10 protein-coding genes and 2 tRNA genes are annotated in these 17,071 nt (G+C 58.6%); 8 read left to right on the top strand and 4 right to left on the bottom strand.

Features of this window, described 5'->3' with window-relative positions; translation table 11 throughout:
• Positions 1 to 497: 497 nt before the first annotated feature.
• The gene (locus ACQK2L_RS18270; protein WP_425398473.1) at positions 498 to 3,416 is read right to left on the bottom strand and encodes a hypothetical protein; all 2,919 of its coding nucleotides are present in this window, start codon (positions 3,414 to 3,416) and stop codon (positions 498 to 500) included.
• 606 nt (positions 3,417 to 4,022) lie between these two features.
• Positions 4,023 to 4,409 carry a hypothetical protein gene (locus ACQK2L_RS18265; protein WP_425398472.1) on the bottom strand — a complete coding sequence of 129 codons (387 nt, stop codon included), beginning with the start codon at positions 4,407 to 4,409 and terminating at the stop codon, positions 4,023 to 4,025.
• A 489-nt stretch (positions 4,410 to 4,898) separates the two neighbouring features.
• Between ACQK2L_RS18265 and ACQK2L_RS18260 the strand changes: the two genes are divergently transcribed.
• The gene (locus ACQK2L_RS18260) at positions 4,899 to 5,681 is read left to right on the top strand and encodes a tyrosine-type recombinase/integrase (RefSeq protein WP_425401104.1); all 783 of its coding nucleotides are present in this window, start codon (positions 4,899 to 4,901) and stop codon (positions 5,679 to 5,681) included.
• On the opposite strand, the gene ACQK2L_RS18255 is transcribed toward ACQK2L_RS18260, so the two are convergent.
• Positions 5,641 to 5,714: transfer RNA gene (locus ACQK2L_RS18255), tRNA-Val, on the bottom strand. The genes ACQK2L_RS18260 and ACQK2L_RS18255 overlap by 41 nt on opposite strands.
• Positions 5,715 to 5,859: 145 nt before the next feature.
• Here ACQK2L_RS18255 and ACQK2L_RS18250 point away from each other — a divergent pair.
• From ACQK2L_RS18250 to ACQK2L_RS18240, 3 genes are all read left to right on the top strand, one after another.
• Complete coding sequence (locus ACQK2L_RS18250; RefSeq protein ID WP_425398471.1) at positions 5,860 to 6,738, top strand: hypothetical protein; 879 nt, start codon at positions 5,860 to 5,862, stop codon at positions 6,736 to 6,738.
• A gap of 27 nt (positions 6,739 to 6,765) precedes the next feature.
• Positions 6,766 to 7,710, top strand: a complete 945-nt coding sequence (locus tag ACQK2L_RS18245; RefSeq protein ID WP_425398470.1) for an aldose 1-epimerase — start codon at positions 6,766 to 6,768, stop codon at positions 7,708 to 7,710.
• Positions 7,711 to 8,120: 410 nt separating this feature from the next.
• Positions 8,121 to 12,224: a lamin tail domain-containing protein gene (locus ACQK2L_RS18240; RefSeq protein ID WP_425398469.1), complete on the top strand. Its 4,104-nt coding sequence runs from the start codon at positions 8,121 to 8,123 to the stop codon at positions 12,222 to 12,224.
• 31 nt (positions 12,225 to 12,255) lie between these two features.
• Here ACQK2L_RS18240 and ACQK2L_RS18235 read toward each other — a convergent pair.
• A tRNA-Phe gene (locus ACQK2L_RS18235) sits at positions 12,256 to 12,328 on the bottom strand.
• A gap of 477 nt (positions 12,329 to 12,805) precedes the next feature.
• Between ACQK2L_RS18235 and ACQK2L_RS18230 the strand changes: the two genes are divergently transcribed.
• From ACQK2L_RS18230 to ACQK2L_RS18215, 4 genes are all read left to right on the top strand, one after another.
• A complete protein-coding gene (locus tag ACQK2L_RS18230) occupies positions 12,806 to 14,164 on the top strand; it encodes a Na(+)-translocating NADH-quinone reductase subunit A (protein WP_425398468.1) in 1,359 nt (452 codons plus the stop codon).
• A 76-nt stretch (positions 14,165 to 14,240) separates the two neighbouring features.
• Complete coding sequence (locus ACQK2L_RS18225) at positions 14,241 to 15,527, top strand: NADH:ubiquinone reductase (Na(+)-transporting) subunit B (RefSeq protein WP_425398467.1); 1,287 nt, start codon at positions 14,241 to 14,243, stop codon at positions 15,525 to 15,527.
• The gene (locus tag ACQK2L_RS18220; protein ID WP_425398466.1) at positions 15,517 to 16,353 is read left to right on the top strand and encodes a Na(+)-translocating NADH-quinone reductase subunit C; all 837 of its coding nucleotides are present in this window, start codon (positions 15,517 to 15,519) and stop codon (positions 16,351 to 16,353) included. Before ACQK2L_RS18225 ends, ACQK2L_RS18220 begins: the two co-directional genes overlap by 11 nt.
• A 51-nt stretch (positions 16,354 to 16,404) precedes the next feature.
• Positions 16,405 to 17,058, top strand: a complete 654-nt coding sequence (locus tag ACQK2L_RS18215) for an NADH:ubiquinone reductase (Na(+)-transporting) subunit D (protein WP_425398465.1) — start codon at positions 16,405 to 16,407, stop codon at positions 17,056 to 17,058.
• Positions 17,059 to 17,071: the final 13 nt, after the last annotated feature.

Raw genomic sequence — 17,071 nt, 5'->3', positions numbered from 1 at the left:
CTGTATTAATGACCAACTTGCGCGACGGAATCGACCCGAGTCGCTCAATCGCGGGATGCGCCGAGTCGGCGCCCTGCAGAACCGAAAACCATTCTGTAGGACCGTTGGCGCTCGAGATTAATTCCGAGACGCTGCGTGACTGAAGGACGCATCATCCTGTGCACGGCAGGGTGACTAGCTTCGCTATCCCAGTAAGATGCTAAGGGTGTGGCAGCGTTATCTCGTGAATCTGCATCGGTGGGTACACCGAAGCGACTTGGCTCATCAACCTTGGCGCGGCGGTTGGACCAGTCCATGCGAGATAGCCCTTTCGCTGAATTGCAGCGGTGTCCCACAATTGGCACTAGGGGGCGCGACGCCAAGCCAAGTGCTTGCGTCAAAACGACCATTGGTCGCTTCGCCCCGATTCCAGTTAAACAGCTTTTGACTCAGGTTCTGATATTGCGCCCGAATACAATCTGGGCAATGAGAAAGCACGTTCCGAGAATGTTCACCATTCATTGCGGAAAACAATTCCTGCCGAGACCAATCACCATGGCGAGCGACAAGGTCAGAAGAATGCAAGTTTTTGGTTCCGGGACCGCGGACGAAATGCCTCCTACCTCTAGCGCGCTGAGGCTCATGCCGAAATTGTCTCGCCACAATTGATAGTCCGATGCGTTTACACCACCCCCGTCCCCGTTGTCGGCGATGCCCGATTCGTCGGGGGAGCCCAGGTTATTCCGCCACACGACATAGTCGCCAATATTGACGATGCCGTCGTCGTTAAAATCGCCTAGCACGCCTACGTCGTCCACTCGGAGCACAACGGTCGTGGCTGTGTAAACGGCGACCATATCGACTCTGAAGATGCCTGCATCGTCGGAAACAATTAGGTCGTCGAAGGTATCTAGTACCCTGCCAGCCGTGAGTATCGTAAACTCATCGCCAATGTCTGGTACGAAGTTGTCGATCAATGACACGTCCAGCAGACCAGCCAGATGGGCCTGGCCAACCACTTCGAGTTGATCGAAGTCCCCCGACACGGGAGTACCAGCGATTTCGACGTTCCAAGCGGCATCGGTGGATTGTGCATAGAAACCAACCTTCGCTTCACCGGGTGAGTTGCCGAGTCGCAGTTCACCATCGTTTTCTAGATTGCCGCTGATCGTTACTCCGTCTTCCAACACGAGTAGCGCATTGTTGCCAATTACCAAGGTGCCGCCGCCGCTGATCGTTGCACCGGAACGGATCACGTGTTGATTGAGCCTCACAAACTGCGGCGCCGACAGTGTTAATTGCGACTGCGTATCGACGAAGTGCAGCGTGCCGGACACGTCGAGCGGGGCGGCGACGACACTCGACCCATCGGCATTGAGGGTGCCCGTCACGTTGATTTCATCGCCATCCAGCACGGTCTGCGGAAACAGACCAAGATTGATGTTCAGCGTGCTGCCCATCGTCCAGGCGTTTGAACTGTTGAGGTTCACCGCCAGTTGACCGCCAAAGTTGATGTCGATCGTGTCGAAATTAACGTTGTTGTTGCCGGTATCAATGTAGTCGACGTTCAATGTTAGCGGTGCGGTGAGCGTGATCGTTTGGCCGAAGTCATCGCCGTCGAGGTCGAATCGGCTGACGTTGACCGTGGTCGGTGCGGTGACCGTCGTGTCGTTGTTGAGAACGATGGTACCACCACCCAGAAAATTGCCGCCGGCGTACTCCGTTTCGCCTTCCAGGCGGAGAAATCCACCCGTTTCAACATTCACTTCAACGCCAGGACCAAACGTTGTCGCACCCAAAACCACGCCCCGGCCGGTCACGTTGATCTCACCGTCTTGGGCGGTCCAGCCTTGCGTGTTGAGTGTGGCTTCCTGGGTGTCGCTGGCGCCGCCATTGAGGTTAAGTACTCCCGAACCGGGGCCTCCAATCTGAAACTGCCCAAACACCCAAGGTTCATCGAAGAAAATCGAGCGTCCCGCGCCAACGGTGATTTCGCCCCCGAAGCTGTCGGTGGTCGGTCCCGAAACGCTGACACTCGCGAGCACGGCGAAGATTTGCCCGCCACCGCTGCCATCCAGGTCGATCGCGCCGCCCGGTTTGGCATCCAGCGCGAGCACGTTCGTCAAACTGCCGACCGGAGCGAGGGCCGTCAAAGTCCCCGACAGCGAGATGCTGTCAGCCCGAATTCGGCCTGTTCCGATCACGATACCGCCCGCCTCGATGACCACTTCGTTGGCATCGACATCCACATCGAAAATGCTGCCTGAAGGTAAGAGCCGGCCGTCGTCCGCCACACGAACTTCCCCGGCCACGATCGCCGAATCGCCAAGCACCGAAACTACTGCGGTGCCGCCGCCCTGGCCACCGATGGTCATCTTGTTTCCTACTGTTAGCGTATTGTCGTTGTTCAATTCAATGCTGCTCCCCTCCGCCACCAGCAGGTTGGCCACCTCATGATTGGAGAACACTTGCACGTCGCTACCGCTGCGAACAAACGCGTCGTCGTCTTCATCCGGTAAGCTATTCCCTTCCCAATTGCCAAGCACTTCCCATACCGTACCGCCGAAGAAATCCTGCCGACGCAAATCCAGAAACGCCCAGTCGACTTCCGCACCTGCCGCGATTGCGAACACGTCGGTTGCACTGGGCAACAGCCGTTGATCCACCGACACCGTCGTCCGAAGCAGCGCCATGCTGTTGGCTAGGTGCTCACCGTCGGTCGGCTCGATGGCGATCTCCACCGACTCCCCGTAGACGAAGAGCGGGTTCACGTCATACGCGTTGTCGTTCATGGTTTCCGGAATAGAAATTTCGTTCAGTGTCCCCAGCAGGTGCCCCAATTCGTGAAGTGCAACGGTGAATGCATCGAAACGATCATCGGGAACGTTGGCATGGCCCAACATTCCGGCCTCCATCAATCCAGGCGGCTGAGTGTCGGAGTAGAAGAAATCGACGTTGAATGGACTCAGCGACCGGACCAACGTTTGCTGCATGTCGAATTCTGAATTGTTCAGCGGAGTACTGTCGAAGAACCATCGCACCGATCCATCAGGATTCGTACCTTCCTGTCCTGTAGGTCTGGAGTTATCGAAACGAATCAGGCCGAAACTCGGCGTGGCGGACTGCACGTCCCCGTCGATGCAATCGAGGGAACCCGTTGCGTAGCAGGAGAATGCCAAGTCGCCGGAATTGTCTTGATAGCCGATTTCTACATCCAGCACGAAAGGGTCTTCGATGATGTCTTCCCAATAGTCGGCCGCTGCGTTGACGATGGCCAGCATCTTGGCGCCGGTCATGTCGTCGTCGGGAGGATCGGTGAACTGCGAAAGTGATACATTGATGGTCACCGCCCCCGCGGGGAGAGGGACGAACCCAACGGCCGCGACCAAGAAACCCGCCAAGAGCAGGCGGACGCGAAGCATGCATGCACCCAACATCTCAAACCCCTCGCGTTGGAGTTAGACAGGCGGAATCACCAAGGAGTATACGCCTACGTGATGCACGTTGCAACCAAACGCAATAGAGTCTGGCAAGACTGATAGAGTGATACTGCGCGCGGTGATACCAGTGTCCGTCTATTCCTGAAGCCACCAGAGGCCATACCTCGCTGAGCTACTACATCATCTGGAAGGGACCACAAAGCTGTAAGACTGTCCGCATCGAGCGGATGACCGCACGGCGGATTCGCGATCTGCGCAAGGGCAATTGGGTACTGGTGGATCGAGAGCCGACCGAAGTGGTGGGGCTGGAGTGGCGGTAGGAGCGGTGTGCTCGTTCAACGATTTGATCTGTGCAGTTTGTGGGCTTCTCTAAACCGCTGAGGTGAGCTGCACCGACCGCACTTGAACAAAGTCGTAGTGCTGCCTGCTCCACTCCGCTTTGGTGGGGTTTGAGTCGCCGGCTATCGACAGAGGTGACAAAGACCGACGCGCCGGAGCGTGCCAGTCGATTGAGCGAAGTCGATGCACCCCAAAACAAGTTCACTGAAGGCGGTCCCACCAGCGTTCCTTGGCCAGTGCAGCTTGTTTCAACGACGGCAGAGCCTAGTCATATTCACCCATTTCGCCGTAGATCAATCCAAATCCGTGTAATAGCATCCAGCGAAGTCGTGGTTTTTCTTCGAATTGGGTATCAGCTCTCTCTACTGCTCGATTCAGAGCCTCGTGGAGCGTAAGCTGTGGTTTCGGGTGAATTCCCTGTTGAGCTTGTGTGCGCACGTCGGCTTGGCCCAACACAGCATAGATCAAGAAGTTAATCAGCTCGTTTGACTCCGCGAGATACTCTTCAGCGTTTTCCCGCTGCTCCTTATCTTCTCTAAGTGCATTCGCCTCTCGAGCCTCTGCTTTTTTGGCCCTCTCAGCCGCGAGAATCGCTTTTTGAGTCTCGGCTTCAGCTCGTCCCGTTCGACGCTGGTGTGACGCAATCCCCATGCCAATCCGCCGAAGGTAAAGAGAAGCCCTGGTAGTGCGACAGCCACCAAGGCCACCAGTGAGCGCTTCCGTTCGACAAGCTTCTTGAGTTGGTAACCGCTGCGCTGGTATGGAGTCGCTCAATGTGTCTGTTTCTCCCGCCGGAGGGCTCAAGAGGCCAGAGTTCTCCTCCGGCTGCGGAAGAAACTGAATCTACCGTAAACGAAAGCGGAGCATTGCCAATACGATGGTGAGAAGGGTCAAGGAGGGGAGGAATGATCATTTCTCGCGGTTCGTCAAAAAGATCGGGAATGACGATGGGAAGTATTTCACTTCCCGCAGCATCGCCATGCTTCTGGAGATTCCCCACAACGGTTCCGTACCTGTTAATGCCGATGGCGCTTCGGGTGTGCCAACGGATCACCGGAACGGAAAGTGGGGAATCGCACTATTGCGGGCAAACCGCTTGCCGAAAATACGGTCCGCAAACGAACGACTGTCGCCAAGTCCATGTTCAACGCGGCAATTGATCATGAGTTGATCGAGGTGAACCCGTTTGCCGGATTGCCCTCCACCATCATCGAGAACCGAAGTCGCGAGTACTTCGTGACGGCCCAGGGAGCCGCCAAGGTGCTCAAGGCGTGCCCTGATACGGATTGGCGCGTCATCTTCGCCCTTTGTCGCTGGGGCGGCCTACGGTGCCCTAGCGAGGTCCTGGCGCTACGGTGGGGTGACATCCTCTGGGATCAGAATCGAATGATCGTTCGCAGCCCGAAAACCGAGCATCACGTCGGTCACGAGATGCGTGTCGTACCGCTGTTCCCCGAACTAGTTCCGGTTCTCAATCAAGCGTGGGACGAAGCGGAGGAGGGGGCCGAGTATGTTGTGACGAAGCAACTAGACGCGACTGCGAACTTCCGAACCACGATGACCAAGATCATCACCCGATCAGGTCTCAAACCGTGGCCTAAGCTGTTCCATGCCCTCAGGGCTAGCAGGGCGACCGAGCTGGCGGACAAGTATCCAGGTCACGTCGCAGCAGCCTGGCTCGGGCACACGCAGCAGGTGGCCAACAAACACTACCGGCAAGTCACCGACGATCATTTCGAAGAAGCTGCCCGAAGCCCCGAGCGCGCTGCGCCAGGCGCTGCGCAAAGTGCTGCTAACCAGTTGCAAGCACTTGCCGAGAATCTGGTCGGCTCAGGAAATGCAGAGACAGTGCAGCTCTTGCAGATACTGAACACTCGTATAGTGGGCGATGAGGGACTCGAACCCCCGACATCCACGGTGTAAACGTGGCGCTCTAGCCAACTGAGCTAATCGCCCTTGTGCGAACTGAAGGACCGCTGGGCGGTGCCGAGGGTTCGCTCAAGCGGTCGATGCTAGACATTCTATGGGGTGTGTGTCAACGTGGGTGGCTCTAAATCGCTCGTAGTCTCAGTGGTCTGGTGGTGTTGGAGTTGCGGTGATCGTGGTTATTGAAGCAGTTTTGGCGACTTTCCATCTGTTCGTGGCGGGACTGGCGGGTGGGGGGCCGCTGTTGGTGGCTGGGTTGAGGCTGTGGTGGAGGAGAATGGAAACCGAGCCTGCCAGCGATGCGGGGCTGCGGCAGTTGGCCGTGTGGTCGGTTGGGGCGGTGGTGCTGGCGGCTATGACTGGATTGGTGGCGGGGGCATGGCGGGCCGGGGTAGGGCAGGGCGGTTACCTCGAAATGCTCGCGCGGTTTCCCGCGCGGGCGTACGCGATGGTGGCCATCGAGTGGGTGTTCAGTATCGCGTGCTATGGCGGCTGGCTGGCGTTATGGAATCGCTGGAGCCAGAAGCCGTGGCGTCATGGGCTGCTTGCACTGTTGGGGGCCACCAACCTGCTGTACCACTTTCCACTGTTGATGATCTCACAGAATTTGCTGGTCGAGCAACCGAACTTGGTTGCCGGATCAGTGGTCGCACGGCCGCTCGTGGTCCAACTTTTTCACACGCCATTGGTCATGGCCAAAGCTTCGCATATTTGGGCAATGTGCATGCTCGTATCGTCATGTGGGCTACTGATGGCCGCACCAGTCGTTCGCTTGCACCGAGTTGCAGGCGTGGTTGGACTTGTGGCTCTCGTGGTGCAATTCGTTAGCGGCGCGGCCGTGCTCGGTTGTTTGCCGGCCGACCAGACGCAGAGGATCACCGGCGGCTCGATTCTGGCGACTGCACTTCTTGTACTAGGTGTGTTGATGGGCATTCACCTCCTGATGTCCTTTGCCAAGCTCGCACTCAATCCAGCATCGCCCGCCAAGCCGGGCCTCGTGTCAGGCATGGTGGTTGGTGTTATGCTGCTGATGTCTCTGGCCGCCCGGCTGTAACTTTCACCTCCTAGTACTTCATCCGCCATGCAAACGATCTCGCTTCACGACACAGATTCCGGCAACTCGGCCAAAGTACTGCTCGGACTGGGGTTCAACTGCTACGAATGGTCTGTCCAGTTCGCCGATGGATCGCGCGACCTGTTGTGGGCCGAAGACGGCTTCGAGACTGGAGAGCGTCGGCCGAGCGGTAGCGGCATCCCGCTGCTGTTTCCGTTTCCAGGACGCATTGGGCACGCGGAGTTCCAGTACGATGGCAAAACCTATCGCATCCCGCACGATGCGTCGCGGCCGCACGCTCTGCATGGGTTCATTTTCGATCGCCCATGGAGGCTGGTCGAGCAAAGCGACTCGAAAGTGACGGCTGCATTTCAGGCGTCGGTAGACGACTCATCGGTCCTTGAAAGTTGGCCGAGCGATTTTGCGGTAGAGGCAACTTACGAGGTGGTGGGGCCCGAACTGCGATTCAGCGCGACGTTCCGCAATACGGGCGATGCGCCGCTGCCGTGGGGTTTCGGCACGCACGCCTACTTCCGCGTGCCGCTGACCGCTAGCTCGAACGTTGGCGACACGATCCTGACTGCTCCGGTAGACGGAGAGTGGAAGCTGGACGACATGCTGCCAACAGGAGAGTTGGCGAAGCTGCCAACTGAGTTGACCTTGGGCGCTGGGCAAAAGTTGGGCGACTTGGAGTTCGATACTCCATATCGGTTGTCGACCACCAAGGGCGAAGCGATCACCGTGGTGGCGGATCCGTCCAGCGGTCGGCGTGTGGTGCAGACCTATGCGGCCAAGGATTTCCCACATGCGGTGGTCTATACGCCAGGTCATCGCGAAGCGGTCTGCATCGAGCCTTATAGCTGCGTGCCCGATCCCTTCCGCCTGGAGGAGCAAGGCATCTCGACAGGATTGAGAGTCTTGCCGCCAGGAGAGAGCCACACGACAGGATTTGTCCTGCGCGCCGAGGGGTAGGCAGGAAGCATCCGCGGCCTGCAACCCCCCCATAGATTCGCACGACGCCTGCATTCGGTTTGCCGTTGGTTTTGGGCGCCGATCTTCACCGTTTACTTGCATTGAATTGGGCCGCTCTTCATAATCGAAAGCACCTGCCGTAGCAGCGCTCAACTGCGACTTGGGTTGGTCTCTGGTCTCCACTGCCATCTGGAGACACCTGCACCAACTTGCCAGTAGTCCAGTGGTTTGCTGCGCAGTTGCGTAACCGGCAGTAGCAACAACTCGGGTGCGCGCGCTCGATACCAACTTCTGCTGGATGGCCTCTTCAAGCCCTCCGCGAGTTGCATCGACCGCTCTCCGAGCAATCTCACTCATATTGTCTGGCGGTTCAGAAGAAGATGCATCGCAAACCTCGCCCGAGGCAACGTGTGGCAGCGCGTCGCCGACTTGGAAACGGAATCGAAACGCTCGAGCCGCGGCACTTGCTGGCGGTGGTCATCAACGAGATTCATTACGATCCCGACTTGAACACCGAGCAGGTCGAGTTCCTGGAGTTCTTCAACTCGGGCGATTCGTCCGTCGACCTTTCGGATTGGCGCATCGACGAGGCGGTGGACTATACGTTTCCCCAGGGAGCTTCCATCGCCGCTGGTGAATATTTGGTAGTCACCCAGAACGCGGGTGACTTTCAATCTAAGTTTGGTTTCGCCCCGTTTGGCGAGTGGGAGACCGGCGACCGACTAAATAACGACGGGGAGACGATCGAGCTCCGGGATGCACCTAACAACTTGATAGACGTGGTGAGCTACCAACCGGGATTCCCTTGGCCGACGACCGGCGAGTACGGCAGCTCGCTGGAGTTGATCCATCCTGATCTGGACAACGATCTGGCTGGCAGCTGGCGCTCGTCTGGTCTCTCTTCCAACCCCAATGCCGGTGGGGATCTCATTGCGACAGGCAGCACTTGGCGCTATCGCAAGGGACTCGTAGAGAACCCACCCATCGATTCCGGCACTACGGGGCATGACTGGCGGCTGACGGACTTCGTCGAGTCGAACGACTCCGTCGCATGGCAAAGTGGGGTCACGACTATCGGTTACGGCGACGGGGACGATGCTACTTTCTTAAGCGACATGCGGGACAACTACTCGTCGATCTACGCACGACATACCTTCGAGTTAGACGGCGACATCCCCGACTCCTTGGAATTGCGGGTCTACGTCGACGACGGCGCCATCGTCTACCTGAACGGCATGGAAGTATCGAGGCTGCATGTTTCTGCCGGCCCCAAACACTACAACAGCCTCTCGGGCTCAGACCACGAGGCGGAGTGGGAAACGGTGCTGCTGACCAATGTGTCGCAACACCTGGTGACAGGAGAAAATACGATCGCGGTGCACGTGCTCAACGGAACCCTGTCGAGCAGCGACTTGTCGTTCAACTTGCAACTGACCGTGCCCGACGACACCATCTCCCAGCCAACTCCCGGCGGCCAGAACCTGGTGTGGGCGACCAATGCAGCCCCGCAGATGCGCCAACTGAAGCAGTCGGTGCAGCAGCCGCAGTCGGGAGAGGACGTGGTCATCTCAATCAAAGCAACCGATCCCGATGGCGTCCAGAACGTGGTGCTCGAGTACCAGCTGGTGGATCCTGGCAGCTACATTCGCCTCTCCGACGCTGCGTACGACGCGAATTGGACGAGCGTCGTCATGACCGATGATGGACTTGGTGGCGATCAGGTGGCAGGCGACGATGTCTACTCCGCCACACTGCCGGGCTCGCTGCAAACGCATCGCCGGTTGGTGCGATATCGCGTTACGGTGACCGACACTCTGGGTGCTTCCGCTAGCGGACCGTACGCCGACGACCCGCAGCCAAACTTCGCCTACTTTGTTTACGACGGCGTGCCCGACTACACCGCGTCGCTCCGCCCTGGCGTCGAACCGACCGAAGTATATAGCGGCAATACGCTGGACAATATCGCCACGTATCACCTGCTAGCCAATGCAAACGATGTGACGAACAGTCAATATAACCAGCAGTACAACGAGGTGCTGTTCAACGGCACCTTGGTTTACAACGGGGTGGTGTACGACCACATCGAGTTCCGAAACCGCGGCGTCGCCTCGACCTATGTCGTGGGCAAGAACAAATGGAAGATCGAGTTCCTGCAAGGGCACCACTTCCAGGCTTACGACAACTACGGAAACCCCTACAAGGAACTTTGGGACGAAATCAACATCCTGCCGGGCACCAACCCCTGGTGGCGCGACGACGTCTCCACGGAAGGGACCGTCTTGTTCGAATCGGCCGCGTTCAAACTCTACGAACTCGCGGGTGCTCCCTCGCCGAAGACGAATTATTTCAACTTCCGTGTCATCGATGCCGCCTCGGAGACCGGAGGCAATCAATACGCGGGCGACTACTGGGGGCTGTACATTGCGATCGAGCAGCCCGATGGTAGCTTCCTCGACGAGCGAGGGCTCGAAGATGGCAACATGTACAACATGCATGGTTCGGTGTTCGGATCGACCACGCAGCGTCACCAAGGCTCCGAGTCGGTGACCAATCGGTCCGATTTGTCCGCGTTCCTGTCTGGTATCGATGGCGGGTACGAAACGCTTGAGTGGTGGGAGGAGAATCTTAATTGGGACGTCTACTTCGCTTGGAACATCATCAACCACCTGGTGAACAACTCCGACATTCGCCCCAACGAGAACGTCAATTACTATCGCAACCAAGTCACGGGGCAGTGGTACGTCATCCCCTGGGATCTTGACCTGACGTTCGAAGACGCCCCGCACCATGGCACCTCGGTTACCACGCGTGAGAACATCCGCACGTTGCTCGCACATCACCCAGCCGCCAAGCTGGCGTACAACAACCGGCTGCGTGAGGTCACCGACCTGCTGCTTAACAGTGGCGATGCTGCACTGGTGATCAAGGAACTTGCCGACGCGCTCACATTGGGTGGAGACGACTTGACGAATGTCGAGGCGAACCAAGCGATGTGGGACTATCATCCTCGCAAGATAAAGAAGGGCATCTGGTACGAGAATTTCAACTCGAGTCTGCTTGAGAGCGAAACGTTCGACGGAGTAGTCGACTACATGCAGGACTTTGTCAGTTCAGGAGGCTACGGCTACAACCTGCTGCAGTCGCAGGGATCCGACGCCAACATACCGGGCACGCCTAGCATCAGTTACGTTGGCGCCGCCGAATATAGCGTCGATCAACTCGTCTTCCAAACGTCGTCGTTCAGCGACCCGCAGGGAGCGGGAACGTTTGCCAATATCCAGTGGCGAATCGCGGAAGTTCACAACGCGTCGGTAGCCAATTTCGAGCAGGGCGCACCCTACATTTACGAAATCGAAGGCACTTGGGAATCGGGCCAGTTGTCGACATTCGACAGCCAAATAAGCATTCCAGCCAATGCCACCGAGGCCGGCAAGACGTACCGCGCCCGCGTACGAATGCAGGACACCTCGGGCAATTGGAGTCACTGGTCGGACCCGATCGAGTTCCTCGCCACGCCGCCGACGCTGGCCCCCAGCCTGGTGATCACCGAGCTGCACTACCATCCCGCCGCCACAGAGCCCATCGACGAGAGCGACCTGGAGTTCATCGAACTGCTGAACACTGGTGACGCATCGATTGACCTTTCGGGCATCCAAATCGCCGAATTCGCTTCCGAGGGATACACATTCGCAGACGGCTTAGTGTTGGCGCCCGGCGAGTACATTGTCGTCGCCCGCTCGCCCGAGGTGTTCCAGTCGGTTTATGGCACCGGCATGAACCTGGCGCCAGACGGCTTCGGCGACGCCAAGTTGAGCAACGGGGGCGAGACCATCAGCCTGGTTACTGCCGCCGGAGCGCCCTTCCTAAGCTTCACCTACGACGACTCGGCTCCTTGGCCCGCCGAGACCGATGGCGATGGTCCTTCGCTGGAGATCATCGATCCACTGGGCAGCCCATCGGACGCGAGCAATTGGCGAGCGAGTGCGTCGGTGGGCGGTTCGCCAGGTTCGGCTGGTTTGGCAACACCACTAATCGCAGGCGACTACGATGGCAGCGGTACGGTCGACCACGACGACTACGGTGTTTGGCGTAGCCAATTCGGCCAATCGCTGTTCACTGCCGGCGCTGGTGCCGATGGCAATGGCGATGGACAGGTTAACCTCGCCGACTTCACCGTTTGGCGAAACAATCTGGGCGCCAGCGTCGCCCTACTGGTGGACGCCGGCACCATTCGAAGCAGTGATGAAGAGACCATTCCGGTGGCTGCTGCCATCAGCGATGCGGCGTTCGCGATGTACCAGTCGCCGGAGAATACCGCGCAGCAAGATGATTCCACCCCACAGTCTGATGCCGATGTGATCGCACCAACGCCAACCCCCGAACTGCCATTGAACTCGCGATCGGCGCGCGACCTGCCGCCATCTTTGGCGCGCGAGGACGCGACGGAGGATGACTGGGGTGACGAGATCGCGCAAGAACTTGCTATCGAGTGGAGCAAGTTATCGCGAGCCTGAGCAGCCGGCTCGCGGGGGGTGAAGAAGAAAGTGGACAGGACTGGGATCGAACCAGCGACACCGGCCTTTTCAGGGCCGTGCTCTACCAACTGAGCTACCTGTCCTTGGGAGACTTTGCATCTTAAACAGTGGCTGCCCCATGGCCTAGGGGTGTGGGAAAAGACAGCCGGAATTGGGGTAGAGGTTCGCTCGGTTTGTACCGAGTGTGCCAGAAAACGGGCGCGGCCGTGCCGGCTAGGAGCAGGCTCACCGCCTATCGAGCCGGCCCACCAGAGGCGGTGAACCCCAGTTGCGGTGGGTGCCCCATTCCCATTCCGGGCCGAGCTAGTAACAATATCTCACGGTGTGCGTTAGCGACCACCTTAGCGCTGAGGCCTTCGCGACGCCCTGATCACCCACGCCAGCCTAGCCTCAGCCCCGATTAATGGCGGATCAGACGACCCTAAACCTTTACCAGCATTGACGTAGCGTCGATTTTGTGAAAAAATTCACAATCTCCGCGGCCGAATGCCGATCCCCCTAATTCCCCACCCTCACATCGCCTTCCTGTTTGCCGCCCACCCAGGGCGCACTGGCCAAACATGACACAGCAACACCAAATAAAACGGGGTCTCGATGTGCCGATCGCCGGCGAACCTTACCAGGAGATTGGCGAGGCACCGCCGATCACCTCGGTCGCCCTGGTCGGAGACGATTACATTGGCATGAAGCCCACCATGATGGTCGCCGAAGGCGACGTGGTGAAACGCGGGCAGGTGCTGTTCACCGACAAGAAGCTGCCTACGGTGAACTACGTCGCACCGGCTCCCGGGCGGGTGAAGTCGGTTGCCCGCGGCGCTAAGCGAAAGTTCCTTTCGCTTATTATCGAACTCGAGGGCGACGACTCGGTGGAATTTGAGTCGTTTGCCGACAGCAATCCTGCTCAACTCCCTTCGGCCAAGGTTCGCGAGCAATTACTCGCCTCGGGTCTGTGGACCGCGCTGCGTGTGCGACCGTTCAGCAAAGTGCCCGATCCGGAAACGGTGCCACACGCGTTGTTCGTTACCGCCATCGACACCGATCCCTTGGCCGCCGATCCCAAGGTGATCATCGACCGTCGCGAGGCCGACTTCGTTTCTGGCCTGCAAGCACTCAGCACGCTAACCGACGGCAAGACCTACCTGTGCAAAGCAGCGGACGTGAGCTTGCCGGGTGAGAACCTCGACTGCGTGGAGGTTGCTTCGTTCTCCGGCCCGCACCCCGCGGGACTGCCAGGCACGCACATTCATTTCCTGTCGCCGGTGAGCCTCGAACGCCACGCGTGGTACATCAACTACCAGGACGTCCTGGCGGTCGGGCACTTGTTTAACACGGGCCAACTCAACAGCGAACGAATCGTGTCGCTGGCCGGGCCCGCGGCGAAGAATCCTCGACTGATTCGCACTCAGTTGGGCGCGAACCTTACCGAACTCACCGCTGGCGAATGTGCCGACATGGAGTTCGGCGTTCGCGTCATTTCGGGATCGGTACTGTCGGGCCGCAAGTCGGCCGAGCCAGTCAACTACCTGAGCCGCTATCACAACTGCGTCTCGGTGGTGCCCGAGGGCAAGCAGCGGGAATTGATGGGTTGGTCGGGACCTGGGTTCAACAAGTTCTCGATCAAGCCAATCTTCGCCTCAGCACTCTCGGCCGGCAAAAAGTTTGCCATGACCACCTCCACCGAAGGCAGCCACCGCGCGATCGTGCCGCTGGGCTCCTTCGAGAAGGTCATGCCGCTGGACATCATCGCCACACCGCTGTTGAAATCGCTGGTGGTCGAAGACACCGAGTCGGCCCAGGCGTTGGGCTGTTTGGAACTCGACGAAGAGGACCTCGCGCTCTGCACATTCGTCGACACCGGCAAGCACGACTTTGGCCCCTACTTGCGACGTAACCTCACGACCATCGAACGAGAAGGATAACAGGGCCTCCCGTGAGAGAATGGCAAGTTCTCTCATCCACTCCCTGCCCCCAATCTTTATTTGACCACTGGCAGTTATGAAATTCCTACGCAACCTGCTGGACAAAGTAGAACCGCTGTTCACCAAGGGTGGCAAGTTCGAGCGGCTGTATCCGCTGTACGAAGCGGGCGATACGTTTTTGTTCACGCCGGGTGAAGTCACCAAGAACGGGCCGCACGTACGCGACAGCCTGGACATGAAGCGGATGATGTCCACGGTGATCGTCGCTCTGCTGCCCTGTATCCTGATGGCCCTCTACAACACCGGCTACCAGGCCAATCTGCAAATCGACCAGGGCACCGCCGGCGCCATCGAGGACTGGCGCGAAGTCGTTTACACCGAATGGCTCGGCCTCGCCCACGATCCCACCAGCGTGCTGGGCTGCTTCGTGTACGGAGCATTGTGGTTCCTGCCCGTCTATGCGGTCACCATGGCGGTGGGCGGCACGATCGAGTTGATTTTCGCTCTGGTGCGGGGTCACGAGATCAACGAGGGCTTTCTCGTCACCGGCATGCTCTACCCACTTACACTTCCACCCACGACACCGCTGTTGGTGGTGGCCGCCGGCATTGCGTTCGGCGTGTTCATCGGCAAGGAAGTGTTCGGCGGCACCGGAAAGAACTTTCTGAACCCCGCGCTCACCGCCCGGGCGTTCGTGTACTTTGCGTTCGCCAACTACCTGTCGGGCGAGACCAATCCACTGGGCCAAGGCGTGTGGGTGGCAGTGCAGAAGCTACCCGGTGTCGATGGCTTCACCGGCGCCACGACGCTTGGCGAGATGGTAAACGTCGATCCGGAGACTTCCCCCGCACAGGCAATGACAGCCGTCACCGAGGGCATTACGGGCCACGCGTTTACCTGGTGGGATCCGTTTATCGGTTTCATCCAGGGCTCGATGGGCGAGACTTCGACGCTGGCCTGTCTGATCGGCGCGGCGATCCTGATCGCGACCGGCATCGGTTCCTGGCGAATTATGCTCGGCTGCGTGCTCGGCGCGCTGGCCGTGGGCAGCCTGACCTACGGCTTTGCCGGCGACAACCCGGTAGCTTACATCTCGCCGGGTTGGCAACTCTTGATCGGCGGCTTCGCCTTCGGCACCGTGTTCATGGCCACCGACCCTGTGTCGGCCGCGATGACAGAGACCGGCAAATGGTGGTACGGCGGCATGATCGGTGCAATGACCGTGCTGATCCGCGTGATCAACCCGGCATTCCCCGAAGGCATCATGCTCGCCATTCTGTTCGGCAACGTCATGGCCCCCACCATCGACTACCTTGTGATTCAAGCGAATATCAAACGGAGGCTCGCCCGCTATGGGACGTGATTCGTTTCTAGGAACCGTTATCGTCGCGCTAGTTCTCTGTGTGGTGTGCTCCGTGCTCGTCTCGGGCGCCGCAGTGTTCCTGCATGGCTATCAGGAAACTAACAAGCGGCTTTACGAGAAGAAGAACATCCTGAAAGCAGCCGGCCTGATCCGCGACAAAGAACTCGAGGACGAAGGCGCAGCCGAAGCCGATACCGCCGTGATCGCTCCATCGGCCAAGCAGATCGAAGAGATCTACTCCGAGCGGATCAAGCGTGTCCTGGTGAACCTGGATGATGGCTCCATCGTGCCGGAGGACAAGGTCGACTACGACAATTACGACCCCAAGGAAGCAGCCGACAACCCGGACGATAGCGAGCCGATTCCCGAGGACGAGGGCCCCACGCCGGGACTCGATCGCCGCCCCAAAATGCAATTCGTCTACGAGGTCATGGCCAAGGGCGATAGCAATAAGATCGAGAAGTACGTGCTGCCCGTCTACGGCAAAGGTCTGTGGTCGACTCTGTATGGCTTTTTGGCCGTCGACGCCGATGGCGAGACCATCCGCGGCATCACCTTCTACGAGCACGGTGAAACGCCCGGCCTGGGCGGTGAAGTGGAAAACGCCAAGTGGCAAGCCAAATGGGATGGCAAACTCGCCTACGACGAAGATGGCGAGGTGATCATCAACGTGGTCAAAGGCACCGCCGCGCCCGACGACAAGGCTTACACCGTCGACGGCCTGTCCGGCGCGACGATCACCACCAAAGGTGTGAGTGACTTTGTCCAGTATTGGCTGGGCCCGGACGGATTCATGCCGTTCCTTGAGAAGCAGTCCAAGAGCTAAATCCATACCTGTATCGTCTTACGCATACCGAACCGACTTTGGAACCAATCGATGGCGAAGCCAACTCCCAAAGACGTTTTGTTCAATCCGGTTTTCAACAACAACCCCATTGCGCTGCAGGTGCTCGGCATCTGTAGTGCCCTGGCGGTGACCACCAAGTTGGAAACGGCCGTCACCATGTCCATTGCGGTCACGTTGGTGACAGGCTTGGCGAGCGCTTCGGTTAGCGCGATTCGCAAGTTCATCCCCGGCAGCATTCGCATCATCGTGCAGATGACGATCATCGCCTCGCTGGTGATCATCGTCGACCAGGTGCTCAAGGCGTTTGCCTTCGAGATCAGTAAGACGATGAGCGTGTTCGTCGGTCTGATCATCACCAACTGCATCGTGATGGGCCGCGCCGAAGGCTACGCCATGAAGGAAAATCCCTGGATGTCGTTCCTCGACGGTATCGGCAACGGGCTGGGCTATAGCATCATCCTGATTGTCATCGGATTCATCCGCGAACTGTTCGGCTCGGGCAAATTGTGGGGCGTCGAGGTGTTGCCCATCTTCGAGTTGACCGAATCGGGCCAAGCGGAAGGTTGGTACACCCCCAACGGCCTGATGCTGCTCTCGCCCAGTGCGTTCTTCCTAATTGGCATCTTCATCTGGGTGCTCAGGGCATTCAAACCGGGACAGACCAACAGCGATCCGACGCTATAGACTGCATTCCCCA

It is taken from the genome of Aeoliella sp. (genome assembly GCF_965227375.1).
Lineage (GTDB): Bacteria > Planctomycetota > Planctomycetia > Pirellulales > Lacipirellulaceae > Aeoliella.
Note: the sequence above shows the minus strand (reverse complement) of the source record. Positions and strands in the feature narration are given on the sequence as shown.

What these genes read in the sequence shown, in the direction of transcription:
- ACQK2L_RS18260 (WP_425401104.1), top strand. Translation starts at nt 4,899, where the DNA reads ATGTTCAACGCGGCAATTGATCATGAGTTGATCGAGGTGAACCCGTTT.
- ACQK2L_RS18245 (WP_425398470.1), top strand. Translation starts at nt 6,766, where the DNA reads ATGCAAACGATCTCGCTTCACGACACAGATTCCGGCAACTCGGCCAAA.
- ACQK2L_RS18265 (WP_425398472.1), bottom strand. Translation starts at nt 4,409, where the DNA reads ATGGGGATTGCGTCACACCAGCGTCGAACGGGACGAGCTGAAGCCGAG.
- ACQK2L_RS18225 (WP_425398467.1), top strand. Translation starts at nt 14,241, where the DNA reads ATGAAATTCCTACGCAACCTGCTGGACAAAGTAGAACCGCTGTTCACC.
- ACQK2L_RS18215 (WP_425398465.1), top strand. Translation starts at nt 16,405, where the DNA reads ATGGCGAAGCCAACTCCCAAAGACGTTTTGTTCAATCCGGTTTTCAAC.
- ACQK2L_RS18220 (WP_425398466.1), top strand. Translation starts at nt 15,517, where the DNA reads ATGGGACGTGATTCGTTTCTAGGAACCGTTATCGTCGCGCTAGTTCTC.
- ACQK2L_RS18270 (WP_425398473.1), bottom strand. Translation starts at nt 3,416, where the DNA reads ATGTTGGGTGCATGCATGCTTCGCGTCCGCCTGCTCTTGGCGGGTTTC.
- ACQK2L_RS18230 (WP_425398468.1), top strand. Translation starts at nt 12,806, where the DNA reads ATGACACAGCAACACCAAATAAAACGGGGTCTCGATGTGCCGATCGCC.